The organism is Thalassospira sp. SM2505 (genome assembly GCF_054901115.1).
The window spans coordinates 3,645,406-3,661,206 of the sequence record NZ_CM142731.1; the positions used below are offsets into that span (position 1 = coordinate 3,645,406).

General features: G+C 54.8%; 23 protein-coding genes. 10 read left to right on the top strand and 13 right to left on the bottom strand.

The window, feature by feature from the left end; genetic code table 11:
- The first annotated feature begins 26 nt into the window (after positions 1 to 26).
- Both ACTU44_RS17090 and ACTU44_RS17095 read left to right on the top strand, forming a co-directional pair.
- Positions 27 to 965 carry a LysR family transcriptional regulator gene (locus ACTU44_RS17090; protein WP_462096041.1) on the top strand — a complete coding sequence of 313 codons (939 nt, stop codon included), beginning with the start codon at positions 27 to 29 and terminating at the stop codon, positions 963 to 965.
- Between the two features lie 45 nt (positions 966 to 1,010).
- On the top strand, positions 1,011 to 1,889 hold the full coding sequence (locus ACTU44_RS17095; RefSeq protein WP_462096042.1) for a DMT family transporter: 879 nt from the start codon (positions 1,011 to 1,013) through the stop codon (positions 1,887 to 1,889).
- A gap of 59 nt (positions 1,890 to 1,948) precedes the next feature.
- Here ACTU44_RS17095 and ACTU44_RS17100 read toward each other — a convergent pair whose 3' ends face one another.
- The 4 genes from ACTU44_RS17100 to ACTU44_RS17115 all read right to left on the bottom strand — a co-directional run bounded on the left by ACTU44_RS17100 (position 1,949) and on the right by ACTU44_RS17115 (position 4,871).
- On the bottom strand, positions 1,949 to 2,143 hold the full coding sequence (locus ACTU44_RS17100; RefSeq protein WP_462096043.1) for a hypothetical protein: 195 nt from the start codon (positions 2,141 to 2,143) through the stop codon (positions 1,949 to 1,951).
- On the bottom strand, positions 2,124 to 2,705 hold the full coding sequence (locus ACTU44_RS17105) for a hypothetical protein (protein WP_462096044.1): 582 nt from the start codon (positions 2,703 to 2,705) through the stop codon (positions 2,124 to 2,126). The genes ACTU44_RS17100 and ACTU44_RS17105 overlap by 20 nt, the downstream gene beginning before the upstream one ends.
- Positions 2,702 to 3,583, bottom strand: a complete 882-nt coding sequence (locus ACTU44_RS17110) for a TIGR01459 family HAD-type hydrolase (protein WP_462096045.1) — start codon at positions 3,581 to 3,583, stop codon at positions 2,702 to 2,704. The genes ACTU44_RS17105 and ACTU44_RS17110 overlap by 4 nt, the downstream gene beginning before the upstream one ends.
- Positions 3,584 to 3,740: 157 nt before the next feature.
- A complete protein-coding gene (locus tag ACTU44_RS17115; protein WP_462096046.1) occupies positions 3,741 to 4,871 on the bottom strand; it encodes a quinone-dependent dihydroorotate dehydrogenase in 1,131 nt (376 codons plus the stop codon).
- A gap of 275 nt (positions 4,872 to 5,146) precedes the next feature.
- Between ACTU44_RS17115 and ACTU44_RS17120 the strand changes: the two genes are divergently transcribed.
- A complete protein-coding gene (locus tag ACTU44_RS17120) occupies positions 5,147 to 5,380 on the top strand; it encodes a helix-turn-helix transcriptional regulator (RefSeq protein WP_114099393.1) in 234 nt (77 codons plus the stop codon).
- Positions 5,364 to 6,713, top strand: coding sequence for a HipA domain-containing protein (locus tag ACTU44_RS17125; RefSeq protein ID WP_462096047.1), 1,350 nt, complete (start codon positions 5,364 to 5,366; stop codon positions 6,711 to 6,713). Before ACTU44_RS17120 ends, ACTU44_RS17125 begins: the two co-directional genes overlap by 17 nt.
- Here ACTU44_RS17125 and ACTU44_RS17130 read toward each other — a convergent pair.
- Entirely contained in the window at positions 6,710 to 7,093 is a 384-nt protein-coding gene (locus ACTU44_RS17130; RefSeq protein ID WP_114099391.1) for a winged helix-turn-helix transcriptional regulator, read from the bottom strand. The two genes, ACTU44_RS17125 and ACTU44_RS17130, sit on opposite strands and share 4 nt — an antisense overlap.
- Positions 7,094 to 7,257: 164 nt before the next feature.
- On the opposite strand from ACTU44_RS17130, the gene ACTU44_RS17135 reads away from it, so the two are divergent.
- Positions 7,258 to 8,370: an NADH:flavin oxidoreductase gene (locus ACTU44_RS17135; RefSeq protein ID WP_462096048.1), complete on the top strand. Its 1,113-nt coding sequence runs from the start codon at positions 7,258 to 7,260 to the stop codon at positions 8,368 to 8,370.
- Between the two features lie 137 nt (positions 8,371 to 8,507).
- A complete protein-coding gene (locus tag ACTU44_RS17140) occupies positions 8,508 to 8,756 on the top strand; it encodes a DUF1413 domain-containing protein (protein ID WP_462096049.1) in 249 nt (82 codons plus the stop codon).
- Here the strand turns inward: ACTU44_RS17140 and ACTU44_RS17145 are convergent.
- Positions 8,753 to 9,112, bottom strand: a complete 360-nt coding sequence (locus tag ACTU44_RS17145; protein ID WP_462096050.1) for a DUF952 domain-containing protein — start codon at positions 9,110 to 9,112, stop codon at positions 8,753 to 8,755. The genes ACTU44_RS17140 and ACTU44_RS17145 overlap by 4 nt on opposite strands.
- A gap of 182 nt (positions 9,113 to 9,294) precedes the next feature.
- On the opposite strand from ACTU44_RS17145, the gene ACTU44_RS17150 reads away from it, so the two are divergent.
- Genes ACTU44_RS17150 through ACTU44_RS17165 form a run of 4 tightly spaced genes read left to right on the top strand, consistent with a single transcriptional unit; the run spans position 9,295 to position 11,934 of the window.
- Entirely contained in the window at positions 9,295 to 9,591 is a 297-nt protein-coding gene (locus ACTU44_RS17150; protein ID WP_462096051.1) for a helix-turn-helix domain-containing protein, read from the top strand.
- The gene (locus ACTU44_RS17155) at positions 9,588 to 10,889 is read left to right on the top strand and encodes a type II toxin-antitoxin system HipA family toxin (protein ID WP_462096052.1); all 1,302 of its coding nucleotides are present in this window, start codon (positions 9,588 to 9,590) and stop codon (positions 10,887 to 10,889) included. The genes ACTU44_RS17150 and ACTU44_RS17155 overlap by 4 nt, the downstream gene beginning before the upstream one ends.
- A gap of 2 nt (positions 10,890 to 10,891) precedes the next feature.
- Positions 10,892 to 11,152, top strand: coding sequence for a hypothetical protein (locus ACTU44_RS17160; RefSeq protein WP_462096053.1), 261 nt, complete (start codon positions 10,892 to 10,894; stop codon positions 11,150 to 11,152).
- A 23-nt stretch (positions 11,153 to 11,175) separates the two neighbouring features.
- Complete coding sequence (locus tag ACTU44_RS17165; protein WP_462096054.1) at positions 11,176 to 11,934, top strand: hypothetical protein; 759 nt, start codon at positions 11,176 to 11,178, stop codon at positions 11,932 to 11,934.
- 131 nt (positions 11,935 to 12,065) lie between these two features.
- Here the strand turns inward: ACTU44_RS17165 and ACTU44_RS17170 are convergent, their stop codons facing one another.
- From ACTU44_RS17170 to ACTU44_RS17200, 7 genes are all read right to left on the bottom strand, one after another.
- Complete coding sequence (locus ACTU44_RS17170) at positions 12,066 to 12,641, bottom strand: PIN domain-containing protein (RefSeq protein ID WP_462096055.1); 576 nt, start codon at positions 12,639 to 12,641, stop codon at positions 12,066 to 12,068.
- Positions 12,642 to 12,647: 6 nt separating this feature from the next.
- Positions 12,648 to 13,118: a helix-turn-helix domain-containing protein gene (locus ACTU44_RS17175; RefSeq protein ID WP_462096056.1), complete on the bottom strand. Its 471-nt coding sequence runs from the start codon at positions 13,116 to 13,118 to the stop codon at positions 12,648 to 12,650.
- A 115-nt stretch (positions 13,119 to 13,233) separates the two neighbouring features.
- Positions 13,234 to 13,722, bottom strand: a complete 489-nt coding sequence (locus tag ACTU44_RS17180) for a 3TM-type holin (protein WP_114099384.1) — start codon at positions 13,720 to 13,722, stop codon at positions 13,234 to 13,236.
- 11 nt (positions 13,723 to 13,733) lie between these two features.
- On the bottom strand, positions 13,734 to 14,186 hold the full coding sequence (locus tag ACTU44_RS17185; protein ID WP_462096057.1) for a cell wall hydrolase: 453 nt from the start codon (positions 14,184 to 14,186) through the stop codon (positions 13,734 to 13,736).
- Positions 14,179 to 14,493 carry a hypothetical protein gene (locus ACTU44_RS17190; protein WP_462096058.1) on the bottom strand — a complete coding sequence of 105 codons (315 nt, stop codon included), beginning with the start codon at positions 14,491 to 14,493 and terminating at the stop codon, positions 14,179 to 14,181. Before ACTU44_RS17190 ends, ACTU44_RS17185 begins: the two co-directional genes overlap by 8 nt.
- Before the next feature lie 88 nt (positions 14,494 to 14,581).
- The gene (locus tag ACTU44_RS17195; RefSeq protein WP_114099381.1) at positions 14,582 to 15,004 is read right to left on the bottom strand and encodes a DoxX family protein; all 423 of its coding nucleotides are present in this window, start codon (positions 15,002 to 15,004) and stop codon (positions 14,582 to 14,584) included.
- A 325-nt stretch (positions 15,005 to 15,329) separates the two neighbouring features.
- On the bottom strand, positions 15,330 to 15,635 hold the full coding sequence (locus ACTU44_RS17200) for a hypothetical protein (protein WP_462096059.1): 306 nt from the start codon (positions 15,633 to 15,635) through the stop codon (positions 15,330 to 15,332).
- Between the last annotated feature and the right edge of the window lie 166 nt (positions 15,636 to 15,801).

Sequence of the window (15,801 nt, forward strand, 5' to 3'; positions counted from 1 at the left end):
CTTAATTCGGATTGGTTAGTGAAAATATGCCAGCAATCAGTCAGCCGACCTTAAATGACATGCGGTTCTTCATCGCGGTTGCCGAACATCGCAGCTTTCGCAAGGCGGCTGATACGCTGGGTGTTGCGCCCTCCACACTCAGCCATGCGCTGCGCAACATGGAAAGCAATCTTGATATCCGTCTGTTTCATCGCACCACGCGCAGTGTCTCGCTGACCGAAGCAGGCGAACAGCTTCTGGACCGGTTACGCCCGGCACTGGTCAACCTTGAAGAAGCCATCGGCACGGTTGACAGCTTTCGCACCGGCGGGACGTCAGGCACGGTGCGCATCAATACATCCGATGGGGCTGCGCGTCTTTTGACCCGTCATGTTGTGCCGGAAATGCGCAAACGATATCCGGATGTGGCGATTGATCTTGTGACCGAAGGACGGCTTGTCGATATCGTCGCCGGTGGATTTGATGCCGGGGCACGATTGGGCGAAAACGTGCCACTTGATATGGTGGCAGTCCGCTTTGGTCCGCCATTCCGGTTTCTTGCCGTGGCTTCGCCGGATTATTTCAAGACCCGCCCGCGCCCTGTCGTACCCGATGATTTGCAAAGCCATGATTGCATCCGCCATCGTTTTCCCAGCGGCAAGATCTATCACTGGGATTTCGAAAAGCAGGGTCAGGAAATCTCGATTGATGTGCCCGGCCCGCTAACACTGGATCGACATGATCTGATGGTCGATGCCGCCCGTCAGGGGCTTGGCATTGCTTACGTGTCAGAGATTTATGCCGCGCGCGCCATTGCCAGTGGTGATCTTGTCACCGTACTGGATGACTGGTTGCCCGAAATTCCGGGGCTGTTCCTGTATTACCCGGATCACCGGCGCGTTCCCCCACCCTTACGCGCCTTTATTGATGTGATGAAATCGCTCGACCCTGCGTTGCGAACCGGATATCTGGAAAGGGATATCTGATTTTAACAATGACAAAAACCGGATCAAAACGCGGGGACAGGGGCGATGACGTCCAGCAACACATCACGCCAGAACAACCTTGTCGGCATTATGACCATGTGCGGCGGTGTGGCGGCCCTTTGCATCAATGATGCGCTGGCCAAGAGCCTGATGGATCATTATTCCCCGTTCCAGATCATCTTCCTGCGCAATATGATCGCCCTTCCCTTTGCCTTCCTGCTCGCACTTAAAATGGGGGGCTATCACGGGTTGCGCTCGACCCGGGTAGGTGTGCATTTCATGCGCGGTGTGATCTGGATTACCGCCACAGTCATGTTCTTTACCAGCATCCATCACCTTGGCCTGGCAGAGGCAACCGCACTCGCCTTTGTCGCGCCGCTGTTCATCACGGCCCTTTCGGCGATTTTCATTGCCCGCGTGGGATGGCGGCGCTGGCTTGCGGTCATTGTGGGTTTCATGGGTGTTCTGGTCATTGTCCGGCCCGGCGCAGCCACGTTTGAGCTCATATCGCTCCTGCCGATTGCGACCGCGCTTGCCTATGCGTTTTTGATGCTGAGCGCGCGCTTTGTCGACACCCGCGAAAGCATGTGGACATTGCTGCTCTATCTCAGCCTGACCAGCGCCATTCTGACCTGTATTCCGGCCTTGTTTGTCTGGACACCTATCCGGGTCGAGGACATCTGGCGGTTTGTTGCGATTGCGGCTTTTGGCTCAGTCGGGATTACCATGATCACACAGGCCTTCCGCTTTGCCGAAGCGCCGACAGTCGCCCCCTTTGACTACACAGCGCTGATCTGGGCCACCGCCCTTGGCTGGCTGTTCTGGGGGGAAACGCCCGATATGCTGACCTTTGTCGGGGCAGCAATCATTACCGCAAGCGGCCTGTTCGTCATCTTCCGCGAAAAGCGCGTGGCGGAAAGCTGAAACGCAAAGACCCGCCTTTCAAACGAAAAGCGGGTCCTGAAAACTTATTGGCGTTCGGATCAGTAATTGGCCTTAAAGGTCGGCTCTTCCCCGCGCTCCGCCGCAGCAGCGGCGATATTGCGCAGAAGCGCACGCTTGCTTTCGGTGCGTCGACGACCGGAATTTGGTTGCACGAAGCCACCACCAGAATAGCCCATCTCGGCTTTCTTCTGGCTGACTTTCGCGGCCAATTCCTCAATCGTTATCTCGCGCATAGGCCTTCTTTTCCAAAAACGCCAAATCAAAATCTCCGGATGTCTCTTCGACGATCCGTTTTTCAAGATAGGTCTTGTCGAGCTCAAACGCAAGCTGGTACAGCTTTTCAGCCTGATCAAGCGCCTGCAGATCATAGTTTGGCGGGCAGTTATATTGCGCCATTCGATCTGCGATTAAATCCTCGATGCAAATAACACTAACCGCACGTCCATTATCGAGACGCAGAAGAAATACACGATCATAACTTCCGCGACCGTCCATCAGGGCACTTCCAACAACCTCAACACCAACACTGAGATTAGGATGCTGGAACCCGCGCGAAAATGAACCGGGTCCAACGCTTCTGACAAACCCCGTTTTTTCCAATGCGGCTTCAAAGTCTGTTTGCCAGGGCGTGACGATATCAAGATCACCTGAAATCAGCTCGCCCAAGGTTGCAAGTTCCACGGCAGCACCACCAACAAGAACCGGTCTTTCATGGCCTTCGGCAACGACAGCATCAGATGCCTCTGCAACCAATCTCAAAGCCTCAACCAGTTCTGGTCGATAGAATTCGCTCACCAGCAAAAATCCCCAATCGCATAGGTGATGTGACGGCCCGTCGCCGCCAGAAGCGCATCAAGCTTTTCACGGGTCGGAAGGGTGCCACGCGGGGCATCCAGTTCGGCGGCATGGATGCCACCGGTGACGAGTGCGACATCAAGCCCGGCATTGTTTGATCCGGCAATATCGGTCGAGATGCTGTCGCCGACGACGAGCAATCTGGCATCCGGGCCCTTATCGAACATCTGCAGGCAGAAATCATAGGCACTGGCGAACGGCTTGCCTTCCCAGCGGACATTGCCGCCAAGTTCCTCATACCGTCCGGCAATCGCACCGGCACAGATGATACGCTTGCCACCCCGGATCACTTCGCGGTCCGGGTTCGGGCACAGGACCGGAAGGTTGCGCGCCAAAAGCGCATGCAGCAGGTCTTCATATTTCGAGACCGGGTCGAAATCCTCGTTCGGGCCGGTGATCAGGACCCAGTCGGCATCCTCGACGGCTTTGACGATCTCGACATCCTGATGTTCAAACATCGACATATCGCGCACCGGCCCCACCATCAAAACCTTGCGGCCCAGCTTCGCATACCAGGGATCGGTACGGTCCACGAGCTGGCGATAGGCGATCTCGCCCGATGCCACCGCCGGACCATAAAGATCGCGCGCAATGCCCATCTCTTCCATCCGGCCGGTGACGACCGATGAACGACGCGGTGCGTTTGATAAAAGCGCCACCGGAATGCCGGCTTCCTTGAGTGCGGTCATCGCCGGGATCGAGTTTGGATAGGGATCAACACCGTCATGCACCACCCCCCAAAGATCAAGGATCACGGCATCATATTTGCCGATCACTTCCGAAAGGCCGTTGATCATTTCATAGGGGGCAGCTCGCATTTACATGTTCCTGTTCAAATATGATTACCTGCGGGTCGAGGTCCCCGCCTGCGCGGGGATGACGATGCCGGATCATGGCATTGAAAACTCATCCGTCCTGCCCGCGAAGAGCCTGTGCCCGCGAAGGCGGGTACGGGCATCCATCAATCAAGCGGGCTCAATCTTTCTTGGCTTCAACCGCATCCTTCGCCGCACGCGCCTCATCCACCGGGATATTCTTGCCCGAAATTTCCGGGAAGGCCGCGCCGACCGCATCCGCAACATTGGCAAAACCGTCCTTGCGAAGTCTGCGTTCAAGGTCTTCCTTGATCTCGGTGACAAGCTCAAACCCGTGATAAACCAGCGAGGAGTAGAGCTGCACAAGCGATGCACCGCTCAGGATTTTCTCATAGGCATCCTTGCCCGATGCAATCCCGCCAACCCCGATCAGCGGCACCTTGCCCTCGGTCAGGCGATAAAAATCGGCCAGAACCTTGGTCGATGGCTCCATCAAAGGCGGGCCGGAAAGTCCGCCCTTTTCATCCTGATCATAGGAGTTAAGCCCGACCGGCCGGTCAATGGTGGTATTCGAGACAATCATGCCATCGACCTTGACCTTAAGCACGACTGCGGCAATGTCGGATTTGTCTTCATCGGTCAGGTCCGGTGCGACCTTAAGCAAGACCGGCACCCCCTTAGCAAAGCTGTCGCGTGCCTTAAGCACCGCTTTCAAAAGCTTTTCAAGCGGCGCACGGCCCTGAAGGGCGCGAAGGCCCGGCGTGTTGGGCGAAGACACATTGACGACCAGATAATCGGCATAGGGACCAAGGGCTTCGACCCCCTTGACGTAATCATCGGCCGCATCTTCGGAATATTTGTTTTTGCCAAGATTGGCGCCCAGGATGCCACGGCGCGCACGTTTGCGCAGGCGGGCGGCAACTGCCTCCGCCCCGTCATTATTAAACCCCATGCGGTTGATCACCGCGCGGTCGGAATAAAGACGGAAAAGACGGGGTTTGGGATTGCCCGGTTGCGGCAAAGGTGTGACCGATCCGATTTCAACAAAACCGAACCCGTGCGAAAGTGCGGCATTGGGGACTTCGCCGTTTTTATCGAACCCTGCGGCAAGGCCGACCGGATTGGCGAATTTGCGCCCGAAAACTTCACATTCAAGGCTTGGCGTTGCGTCGGTCGCATCATCCGCACGCGGCACCAGATTGTTTTTCAATGCCCAGATGGCAAGACCATGTGCGGTCTCTGCATCAATCCAGCGGACAATCGGCAAAACCAGTGACTTGTACCACCCCACGCGAGCTGCTCCTTTTGCGTATGACAACCTGTCCTGTTCTTACGCGTGGCGGCCCAACAGGGCAAGGGACAATGGCCTCATCCGGATTGAAACGGCAAATTCAGCATCACAGCAAATATGCCAATATCCTTCACCCCAAGACGAAATGTCAGATATATATAACATTCTTCAAAAAGTAACGTCGCCACCAGAAAATGTTATATATTTCTGACATTTGTTGACTTTCCTGGAAGAAAGCATAAAATGTCAAATATTCCTGACATTTTGAGGTTGTCATGCTCACTCTTATTAGAGACACATCCGACCTTGCAAGGGCAATCCGTCAACGCCGCAAGACGCTTGGTATGACGCAAGCCTATCTTGCATCCATGATGGGTGTGTCCCGGCAACTGATTGGCGAGCTGGAAAAGGGCACACCGGGCGTCAATGTCGGCCTGGCTTTGGATGTTTGCAGGGAACTGGGCCTGAAACTCGGATACGAGGGGGCACTTCATGACCATACTGCTTGATGTTTATATCGAAGGATGGGAAGCCCCTGTCGGCCAGCTTGTTGGAAATGAAGATAACTCCCTTGGATTTTCCTATAGCCCTTCGGCATTTGACGCCAAAATCCAGTTGTCATTATCCATGCCGGTCACACAGGAACGCTTTCCCGATCATATAACGCGCGGCTTCTTTGCCAATCTGTTACAGGAAAATAATTCTCTTGATCAGGTCATGGCAAAACACCGGATTGACCGCGATGATATTGCAGGCTTGCTTTACCATGTCGGGCGCGACTGCCCCGGCGCCATATCCTGCGTTCCGTCCGGCGAGAAACCGGCAAAAATGCCCGGCAATATCATCGAGGATTATGACGCCCTTTCAGAAGATGACCTTGGCGATATCGTTATCAATCTGCGGGATCGGCGCAGGTTACGCGACATGCAAAAGGATCCTTCCCCCTTGGCTGGCGTACAGGGTAAAATTGCCGTCACCAAACTGGAAAATGGGAAATTTGGTCTGCCCAAATCAGGATCCGGCGCACCAACAACCCATATCGTAAAAGTTCCCAAGCGCGAGGAAGAAGCCCTTGTTTCGCAAGAAGCTGCCTTGATGGCTCTTGCGGCAAAAGTTCTGGAAATGCCTGTTGCCAATGTCGAGGCCATCGAGATTTCTGGCTGCAAGGCCCTGTTGATCGAACGCTTTGACAGAAAGATTGACGGCCCGTACATCCGTCGCATCCATCAGGAAGATTTCTGTCAGGCACTCTCGCTGGCACCGGTTCTTAAATATGAGCGCAATGGCAATGAGGATCACAAATTCTCGGCAGCCAGCCTGTCACGCATTCTGGGAGAAACAGACGTTCCTTTGATCTCCCGGAACCACTTTATCGCATTATCGATTTTCAACCTTGCAGTCGGCAATACCGACAATCACGCCAAAAACCACGCGATCCTGTATCCGGACCTGGGAAGCAAACCGGTCCTTGCACCGGCCTATGACATTGTCCCAATCTGGCTTGATCCATCAGTTACCCATGATTTTTCATTCAGGATCGGGCAGGCGGACCGGATTGAGAATCTGGAGAATGCCGATATCACCGCCTTCATTTCGGCCCTTGGCCTGTCGCGCCCCATGAACAACAAAACAGCCCGCCATCGGTATTTTGAGGAATTGGGCAAACTTCTTCAGGATATCGAAGACAATCTGGATATGCTCGACGGCACGGCTCTTAAATCTTGCCGCGACATGATCTCGCAAAACATTGCGATCCTTGCCGATATTCTTGATGTTTCTGTCACCCAAAAAACCCGCGACACCTTCATCGCACAAGGCGGCGGCTGGGGGATGGGCTCCTAGGTATTCTCTTTCATCCGTTCGTCAAACGCCGCGCGCGCGGCTTCGACTTCGGGCATTTTTTCCTTGGTCCAGTAATAAAGCGCCTTGAACGGCTCGATCAGGGTGCGGCCCAGCGGGGTGATTTCATATTCAACCGCGACGGGCGATGTCGCGATCACATTGCGCGAAATGATGCCGTTGCGTTCAAGCTTGCGCAACGTCTGGGTCAGGGCCTTTTGCGTGATGCCCTCAAGCCCGCGCTTGATCGCGTTAAAGCGCAGCGGCCCGTCGGCCAGCACCGCCAGGATCATCATCGACCATTTATCAGCGATCTGGTCAAACAGGTTCCGGCTCGGGCAATCGGCCCGGAACTCCCTGACCGAGCATTCCTTCATTTCCATGACGGATCCTTTCCAACGCGCAGTTTAATGGCCCCAACCGCCTCAACCAGAGCTGTGCGGTTTCCTTGAGTATACCTGGTTTCCTCAAGGTGCCTCATTGACACCAAGTATATAACATATATCTAGTCTCCAACATAGACTTTCATGAACCGGAGATTTCCGTGATGACCAATACAGATATTCTGTTTCAGCCTTTTGCGCTGAAAACCCTTGATCTGCCCAACCGCATTGTCATGGCGCCGATGACCCGGACCAAGGCCGAAAACGGCATTCCCGGCGCGATCAATGCCGAATATTACCGTAAACGCGCCGAAGGCGGCGTTGGCCTGATCCTGTCCGAGGGTACGGTGGTTGACCGCCCGGCTTCGCGCAATGATCCGGGCATTCCGTTCTTCCATGGTGATGCGGCGATTGCCGGCTGGAAAGCGGTTGCCGATGCCGTTCATGCCGCCGGTGGCAAAATGGGCCCGCAGATCTGGCACACCGGATCAACCCGCGCCTTTACCGAATGGGAACCCGATGCCCCGGTCGAAAGCCCGTCGGGTCTTCTTGGCCCGGATCAGCCGCGCGGCAATACCATGTCTGACTCCGACATTGCCGATACCATTGCCGCCTTCGCCAAGGCCGCCCTTGATGCCAAAAATGCCGGTTTTGATACCTTTGAAATCCATGGCGCGCACGGCTATCTGATTGATCAGTTCTTCTGGTCGGGCACCAACCTGCGCACCGATCGTTTTGGCGGCAAGACCATTGCCGAACGTTCGACCTTTGCCCGCGAAGTTGTGGCGGCAATGCGTGCTGCCGTGGGTCCGGACTTCCCGATCATCCTGCGCGTCAGCCAGTGGAAACAGCAGGACTTCACCGCCCGGCTTGCCACCACGCCAGATGAAATGACGTCATGGCTGGCACCGCTGGTCGAGGCCGGTGTGGATATCATCCACGCCTCCCAGCGCCGTTTCTGGGAACCGGAATTCCCTGAAATTGATGGGGAAAAGGGCCTGAACTTTGCCGGTTGGGCGAAAAAGCTTACCGGGGCTGCGACCATTTCGGTCGGTTCGGTTGGTCTGAATTCCGACTTTATCGGCGCGTTTTCCGGTGAATCCTCGCAGAAATCCAGCCTTGACGGTCTGGTCGAACGCATGGAACGCAACGAGTTTGACCTGATCGCGGTGGGTCGTGCGCTGATCACCGATGCCCAGTGGCCCAACAAGGTCGCCAAGGGTGCATTTGACCAGCTCGAAGACTTCAGCCCGGCCGCACTGGCAGAACTGGTGTAAATCCTCTGCCCCAACGCCTTGCACATGCAAAACAGCCCGCCAGGATCCTGGCGGGCTGTTGTCATATCAGGCCGGGTGTCTTTCGCACTTTGCGCCAGAACAATGCACAGGGCTTTTGACAATGGTCTGATGCCGTCATGACGGAACTTGATCTCAAATCCCTTTGGGCCGCCCTTGCCACCCGCAATCCGGGCCCGTTCCATTTTGCCGCGCTTTATGGCCCGGCATGGGCACAGCTTTATATCGGTGACAAGGTCAAATACGGCCATGCCTTCCTCAATGCCGTGCGCGCAGGAAAGCTCCCCGGTGTGATCGATACCGGCACGAAAAAAGGCGGCGGGCGGCTATATCTGTGCCAGCCTGACGGGCCGGAATTCCGGCCTTAACGCAAATCTTCGGGCAGAATGTGAACACCGTTTTCATCAAGGCGGATATCATCGACCTTGGTGACATATTCGACCGACAGGGTGTCATAAAGATGCGGGAACAGCGTGCCGCCACGGGCCGGTTCCCATTTCAGCTTGGCGGTAATCGGTGCTACCGGCACCCGCAACAGCTTCAGATGGTCCCGCCCTGCATAATGCAGCGCAAGCGTTGCCGCCAGCGTGTCCTGGGTCGAGAAATGGATAAAGCCATCGGCGATATCATGGGGCGCACCGTCATACTGTCCGGCACTAAGGGCCTCCGCCCATTCGTCCGAACCCAATACGCGGTAAATGGTTTCATGTTCTATATTTGTCATGGACGGAATTTAGGATCAGAACGCAGCAACAACAAGGCAAAAACGCATCTGATCAAACTTTACCCACAAGTAAACTTTCGACTTCCAAGCTCTGAATGACAGAAAAATTTACCCAAAGGTAAACTTACATTGAATTTCCACCGCTCCTTGCCTATATTTACCCACAGGTAAATTTGGAGGATATGGTGCACATCTCCAGCATAAACCAGCTTGGCCCCGAAATCCGCAAGGCCCGCAAGGCGCTCGGTTTATCGCAAACCGACCTTTCGCTTGCGACGGGGCTTAGCATCAAATTCCTCAGTCAGCTCGAAACCGGCAAGGCCGACAATCCGGGCCTTGCCAATGTGATTGATATTGTCCGCGCCCTTGGCGGGCAGATTGACATCAACTGGCTGGAGGTCACGGCAAGCTCCGATCCAGATGCCGGTGACGATGCCGGTGCCGGTGCCGATGAAACCCCCGACGGAGCCCGGGCATGAACAAGTCACTCCTTGTTCTTGCCAATGGCCAGGATCGCGTCGGTGTCCTGAATGCCGATGATCGCGGTTATATGTCCTTTGAATATGCCCCGGAATGGCTGGCACGTCCGACATCCTATCCGGTATCGCAAAGCATCCCGCTGCGCAAAGGCCCGTTTGACCATACATCCATCGAACCCTTCTTTGACGGACTTCTGCCCGACAAAAAGGATGTCCGCCGCCAGATTGGCGAGCTTTTTGACGTCGCCCCAACCGACGAGTTTGGCATGCTTGAACATATCGGGCGTGATTGCGCCGGGGCCTTGATGCTGATCCATCCTGATCAGCAGACCATATCGGACAACGCCAAACCCCATCTGATGCCAATCGCGCCGGATGATCTGGCACACCGCATTGCCGAGCTACCGCAACGCCCGCTTTTCATTGACGAGGATGAAGTCGTTCTGTCCCTTGCCGGGGTCAATGACAAGGCAGCGGTTTATATTGATCCTGATAGCGGCGCGATTTCCCTGCCGATTGGCGGATATCCCAGCACCCATATCCTTAAAATCGATATCGAACGCCTGCCGGATTCCACCCGGACCGAGCATTTCTGTCTGAAACTTGCCCGCACCATCGGGCTTGATGCGGCACACACCAAAATCCGGATCTATAACGACCGCCCGGTTCTGTTCGTCACCCGCTTTGACCGCGCCTATGCAAGGACCTCGGACGGTGTGCGCGTCACCCGCCTGCATCAGGAAGATTTCTGTCAGGCGACCGGCATCAACCCGGACCTCAAATATGAAAAGCAGGGCGGACCGGACTTAGCGGCCATGTTCGCCATGACCAAAAAGGCCGCAACGGTTCCGGCCCGCGACATTCCGAAATTGCTCGGCTTTGTGATTTTCAATTTCCTGATCGGCAATCCCGATGCGCATGCCAAAAACTATTCACTGATCTATCGCCAGAACCCGAAATCGGTCCAGACCGCGATCAGTCCGCTTTATGACGTCAATAATGGTGCCGCATTTCGCGACTGCTTCAAAAGCCAACGCCCCCGCCTTGCCCAATCCATCGGCGGCGAATTTGATCCGACCAAACTTGACTGGTCCCACTGGGAAGCCCAGGCCCGCGCCATCGGAAGCTCCCCGACCGCCCTTCGCAAACAGGTCAAAACCATCGCCAAAAAACTGCAAGACGCCCTCAAGCCGCTCCGCGAAGAGCTGCGTAACAGCGACGCCGACAGCCCAAGACTGGACATCATCGTTGACGACGTATCAGACCGCTGCAAACATTGGCTGACGCAACTCGGGTAAGCATGATGGATAATGAACTGACATTGCCGCCGGGCATCGGCCCGCACGAAGGACGCGAACTGGAATTGATGCTGGCAGGCAGCAAGCCAATGACGATTTCTTCGTCCTGCCCGGAGAAGAATAGGCGGATCGAAGAAGCACTCGTCATGTCGCGCAATCTTCATGGCGGGACCGTCAAAGATCACAACGCGGGTTCCGCAAGGGTGGGTGAACTGCTTGGCTATAGTTGTCAGGAAATCTCAGCTTTCCTTACTTATACATAGCAGCACAGATAGCTGAGAGATACTTGGCTGGAAGGGGAGAAGCATTGGTTCAAAACGCGCGCGAAAAACTGGACATCGTTGTTCATAAGTTTCTCCAAGACCTGAGCAGCTATCCCGGATGGGAAGACTGGCAACGCGGAAAGGTAAGGTACACGATAGCCTCTCATCCTGATTTTTCAGAGTTTGAGGGAGATAGTAGCCCTTTCGAGTTTGAAGAACCTATCAAGCAAAAGCACGATGTACTGTTACAGTATCTAGGTCTCGTTCGTGCTGCAGATGCATTGGCGGAAACAGAATACTACTTCCGCCGATTTCCGTTCCGTGAGTTACCAGTAAGCCGGTCCAACCACATTGTTAACATATGTGAATTGTACTTCACTCGCTTCTATCAACTTTGCGAGCGCATAAAGAAGTACCTTAACGCTCTTAATTTACTTGCTGACAAAACAAAAGTTGATACAGGCAGCACGGTCAAACAAGTCAAAAAAATCTTTGATCACGAGCTAAGAAGCAGAAATAGAATAACTCACCACGAAACTTTCTCTTCTGCAGAGATCGACCTACTTGCCCTATACGAGTCCCGCTTGGTAGGTTCTGACAAAGGCCTACAAAAGGAAGTCACCTACCTATACCGAAAAATCACAAGTGATTGGGCCACTCGAGTTAAGCGTAAAGTTGAGATTGTCACTTCCATACTTGAAGTCATTGCCTCGGCAACACTAGAGGTTGGCGACTTTGAAATTAAGAGCGATATTGAGAGGCTTCAGCAGCCCGGAGCTTAGAGGTTTCCAAACACCTCAGGATCAACGCTGCAACTTCTTATCCGCACTCCACTTACCCCCCCAGCCCAATGCCCCAGATCAGGCTGGTATTAACGAGTGCGGCGATGATTGCCGAAGCTTGAAGCAAGCGTTCACCAATATTGCTCATATTCCTTGAGCAAAAGCGCCGTCGTCATCAAGCCACGGCTTTCGGCAAACTGAATGATCTTGCCTGTCGTAAGGGTCGGGTTTTGGTAGCGCCCCCGCATGGCTTTCAACGCACCGAACGCTGTCTGCTCATGAAGTGTGATGGTATCGGAAATAAAGTCATCCGGTGATTTGAGCTCAATCCCGAACTTCGCCAGTTCATCCGATGGAAAATCCTTGAGGTTATCTGTCACCAGAACCTGCGCGTTGGTATGAATGGCTGCCGCCAGAACGTGGCGATCATTCACGTCTGGCAGCGCCACCGCCGGGATGAGCGCTTCATACCCGGTCACGCAGGCATCCCGAAACGCCCGCTCAATTACCGCACGCTGCTTTTTGCCGTCAGCTTCACCCTTGGTGATTTTCAGGATCGCCCGTTCGGTCTCATCAAGGATTTGGGGGCTCCAGCGCGGACGAAATAGCTCAGCTCGCGCCAGACTGAGTAGCAAATTCCGTTTGAACACATCGGCCAGAACACAGGCATCAAGAAGCGCTGTAAAATGATCTGCCCGATATGTCATACGCGCTCAGTATCCTTTCAGAAGAAGCTCTGCGTCCATCTTCGCCAACTCAGACAAAGCCTCGTCACGCTCTGCATCCCGCCGGGCTTTATAGGCAAACAAATCCTCGGCCTTGATCCGGCGATGCCGTCCGACGGTGGCGTACGGGATGTCGCCCGCCTCAAGCAGCTTGATCAGATAGGGCCGCGACACATTCAACAAATCTGCCGCCTGCTGTGTCGTCAAATCTGCCGAAAGCGGGATCATCTGAAACCCCTGACGGCCAGAAACCAGACGCAACAAATTCATCAGGCTTTCCGTCAGAGCCGGGCTGAGCGTGATGGTTTCCGCCCCACCCTCACCACGCACAACAGTCAGTTGGGTATCTTCACCCTCCTTTGCCTGCGAAGCAATAATCTGACACAACTGATCGGCCGTATCACTCTCAATCTGCGTTGGCAATCTACCGCCAAAATCGTCTTTGCGAATTGCGGACATATTGCAATCTCCATTTCACTTTCCGGCGCACGGCTACAATTTTTCTTGTAGCTTTCTTACTTATACACACGCGCCCATCTATTCGCAATATTCGAAACATTCGCAATAAACGAAATCACTGGATCTTCTTGTCCGCACTCCTTTTCACCACACTCACCCCCAAGACCCCCAGCGCAATGCCCCAGATCGGGCTGGTATTGACCAGCGCTGCGATGATGGCAGGGGCCTGAAGCGGGGTCAGGATGATGGCATAGGCAATCGCGCCCATAGTCATGATCCAGGTGAGTGCGACCGCATAGCCAAAGCTTGGCCGCCAGCGCCGCACGAACGCGTCTTCGCTGGCGACCTCGGCGCGGATCGTGCGATTGACCGATTTAAGCGTCCCGGTATCGCGCGCCAGTTCAATCTCGGCCATCCGTTCGGTGTGGCGGTTGGCCTCAAGGATTTGGGCGGGCGTGACGTCGCCCTTGGTGACGGCAACTTCTACCTGTTTAAGGCCCTCGGCCGCGGTTTTGGCGATGGGATTATCGATATGATCAAGCCCTGCACCCACCGCCTTGATCAAAAGCGGCAGCCCGATCTGGGCAAGCAATGCTGGGATCACGTGACACCTTCCTATCCGATGTTTTTGTAAAAAACATGATTACCTATCTCGGCAACCGGCACCTGCCCGCGCGCCCAATAGGGGTCAACCGCATGGGTATGGTAATGCGTCGCCCCGTCCGTCAGATCGGGAAGCTCGCCGGTCACTGCCCGTTTGGTGATGCGCTTGCACAGCCGATAGGCCGGATCGCGCGGATTGATCGCCAAAAGCTTCTTGCGGTTGGGATCATGGGCGTTCCAGCAGGAAAACTGCCCCGGTTTGAGGCACACCGATGTGATGTCATTGCCCCACCAGTATCGACCGCGCTTTTTGGCAAAGGCCACACGGTTGAGGATCACCGATGCCACCGCCTCGATCCCGGCAAGTTCCTCGCCGCGCGCCTCGCCATACAGCGTTCGGGCCAGAATTTCGGCCTCGGGCAATGTTTCCGGTTCCGTCACCGGGCGGGTCATAAGATCAGTCATGGATCAGTTCCTTTTTATGCGGGCTGTCAAGTTTGGCCTCGATCCGGAGCAAATGACCGGTCAGGCGTTTTTCAATATCCTTGAGATACGGGATCGAGACATAGTTGCGCGCCACATCAAGCTTGAAGTCGGCAAGATCGGCGCGCAGATCACCGGCATCCTGATCATGGCGAATGCGCTGATCCTCGATCCGGCCAAGCAGCTCGGACCGCATCCGCCAATGCAGCCAGAACAGGCTGGCAACCACCGGGATTTCGACCGCCGTGATCCACCAGATCACATCCACAGGCTGGCTTGGATCGTTCATCGGGGGGCCTCGTCATCTGGTCAAAGAAAAACCCGCAAACCGGAAGGCTTGCGGGTCCATAAAATCGGGATATGCCGTTAATGACGGATCAGGCTGAAAGCCCTGCGATCTTGCGTCGAAGGTGACTGGTGATCGCCGCAGCCATCAGACCGCCAATAACCACAATATGTTCAAGGGCAAAGAACATGGAAATCTGTGCTTCTGCCCCGGTCTTGTTCCAGAATGTATGGACAATCAGGATGGTCAGGAACAGGAAACCGCCCAGCATCCCGGCGGCCAGCCAGACAGCCCGGTCGATCAGGATCAGAACAGCACCCGCCAAAAGCGTGATGATCACAAGGACGTTGAAAAGTGCTGCTGGCGCAAGCCCGGCGGCCTGCATCTCTGCCATGCCTCCGTCAAAATCGATCAGCTTCGCCAGGCCGGAGGCAAGAAACATCACCACCAGACACAACCTTGCCAAAAACCAGAACCACCGGCTTTCGAGAATTCCTGAAATCACTTTCTGCATAACATGCCTTTACTTGCATCACGTCGCCCAAGATCTGGCGACCAGAGCCGGGCACCCTACAACCTGAACATAAGTTAAGGTAAAGTGAAAATTTATCATATTTTTCAGCAACATAGATGAATCATCTCAGGATTACACTGCAAAGAAAAACCCGCAAACCGGAAGGCTTGCGGGTCAGTTCAGGGAGGTCATCGTGACCGGGGCAACACCCCCGGTTTTGATGAGCGGCATAAAACTTGTGTTGGCAAAGGGTGCAGCACAGATCAGTCCGCGCGCAGGCCCCATGCCCGTGACCAAAGCTCAGGAGGCATCAATTCAATGCCTTCTAGGCAGCCGGTCCCTTGATCTTTTCTTCCAGTTCCTGCCAGGCTTCGCCAGATGCAACAAGGCAGCTGGGCCCGGACGGATAGGTAAACAGGATCGTCCAGGTCTGCCCGTCGGGTGCCTTGAGCACCTCGATCACGCCACCATTGGACGTCACGCCAACCGCAACCGGTTCTTCGGAATATTTGGCACTCAGACTGTCGATAACCTTGCTACGGTCACCGCACACCGGAGAAGCCGAGGCTTCGGGGATTGTCACTGCAACGGCACCTGCCATTACAGCCATCAAGCTCAATGTTTTCCACATGGTCAGGCCTCCTGACAGTCAGGTGCGCCCACAGGGGCGTCTTGGTGTCCTGAACTGCTAAATTGATCAAAAAATCGATCTGGCCGTTTCCTGCAATCAACGTGTCTTGTGTCGGCTTAAACCGCCCTTTGGTATAGGATTAAAATTGCAATACTATTCTTTCATA

Coding starts and splice junctions, on each gene's coding strand:
- ACTU44_RS17170 (WP_462096055.1), bottom strand. CDS start 12,641: ATGACATATCGGGCAGATCATTTTACAGCGCTTCTTGATGCCTGTGTT.
- ACTU44_RS17195 (WP_114099381.1), bottom strand. CDS start 15,004: ATGCAGAAAGTGATTTCAGGAATTCTCGAAAGCCGGTGGTTCTGGTTT.
- ACTU44_RS17125 (WP_462096047.1), top strand. CDS start 5,364: ATGACCATACTGCTTGATGTTTATATCGAAGGATGGGAAGCCCCTGTC.
- ACTU44_RS17160 (WP_462096053.1), top strand. CDS start 10,892: ATGATGGATAATGAACTGACATTGCCGCCGGGCATCGGCCCGCACGAA.
- ACTU44_RS17130 (WP_114099391.1), bottom strand. CDS start 7,093: ATGGAAATGAAGGAATGCTCGGTCAGGGAGTTCCGGGCCGATTGCCCG.
- ACTU44_RS17100 (WP_462096043.1), bottom strand. CDS start 2,143: ATGCGCGAGATAACGATTGAGGAATTGGCCGCGAAAGTCAGCCAGAAG.
- ACTU44_RS17110 (WP_462096045.1), bottom strand. CDS start 3,583: ATGCGAGCTGCCCCCTATGAAATGATCAACGGCCTTTCGGAAGTGATC.
- ACTU44_RS17200 (WP_462096059.1), bottom strand. CDS start 15,635: ATGTGGAAAACATTGAGCTTGATGGCTGTAATGGCAGGTGCCGTTGCA.
- ACTU44_RS17140 (WP_462096049.1), top strand. CDS start 8,508: ATGACGGAACTTGATCTCAAATCCCTTTGGGCCGCCCTTGCCACCCGC.
- ACTU44_RS17175 (WP_462096056.1), bottom strand. CDS start 13,118: ATGTCCGCAATTCGCAAAGACGATTTTGGCGGTAGATTGCCAACGCAG.
- ACTU44_RS17155 (WP_462096052.1), top strand. CDS start 9,588: ATGAACAAGTCACTCCTTGTTCTTGCCAATGGCCAGGATCGCGTCGGT.
- ACTU44_RS17095 (WP_462096042.1), top strand. CDS start 1,011: ATGACGTCCAGCAACACATCACGCCAGAACAACCTTGTCGGCATTATG.
- ACTU44_RS17120 (WP_114099393.1), top strand. CDS start 5,147: ATGCTCACTCTTATTAGAGACACATCCGACCTTGCAAGGGCAATCCGT.
- ACTU44_RS17185 (WP_462096057.1), bottom strand. CDS start 14,186: ATGACTGATCTTATGACCCGCCCGGTGACGGAACCGGAAACATTGCCC.
- ACTU44_RS17090 (WP_462096041.1), top strand. CDS start 27: ATGCCAGCAATCAGTCAGCCGACCTTAAATGACATGCGGTTCTTCATC.
- ACTU44_RS17135 (WP_462096048.1), top strand. CDS start 7,258: ATGACCAATACAGATATTCTGTTTCAGCCTTTTGCGCTGAAAACCCTT.
- ACTU44_RS17145 (WP_462096050.1), bottom strand. CDS start 9,112: ATGACAAATATAGAACATGAAACCATTTACCGCGTATTGGGTTCGGAC.
- ACTU44_RS17150 (WP_462096051.1), top strand. CDS start 9,295: ATGGTGCACATCTCCAGCATAAACCAGCTTGGCCCCGAAATCCGCAAG.
- ACTU44_RS17190 (WP_462096058.1), bottom strand. CDS start 14,493: ATGAACGATCCAAGCCAGCCTGTGGATGTGATCTGGTGGATCACGGCG.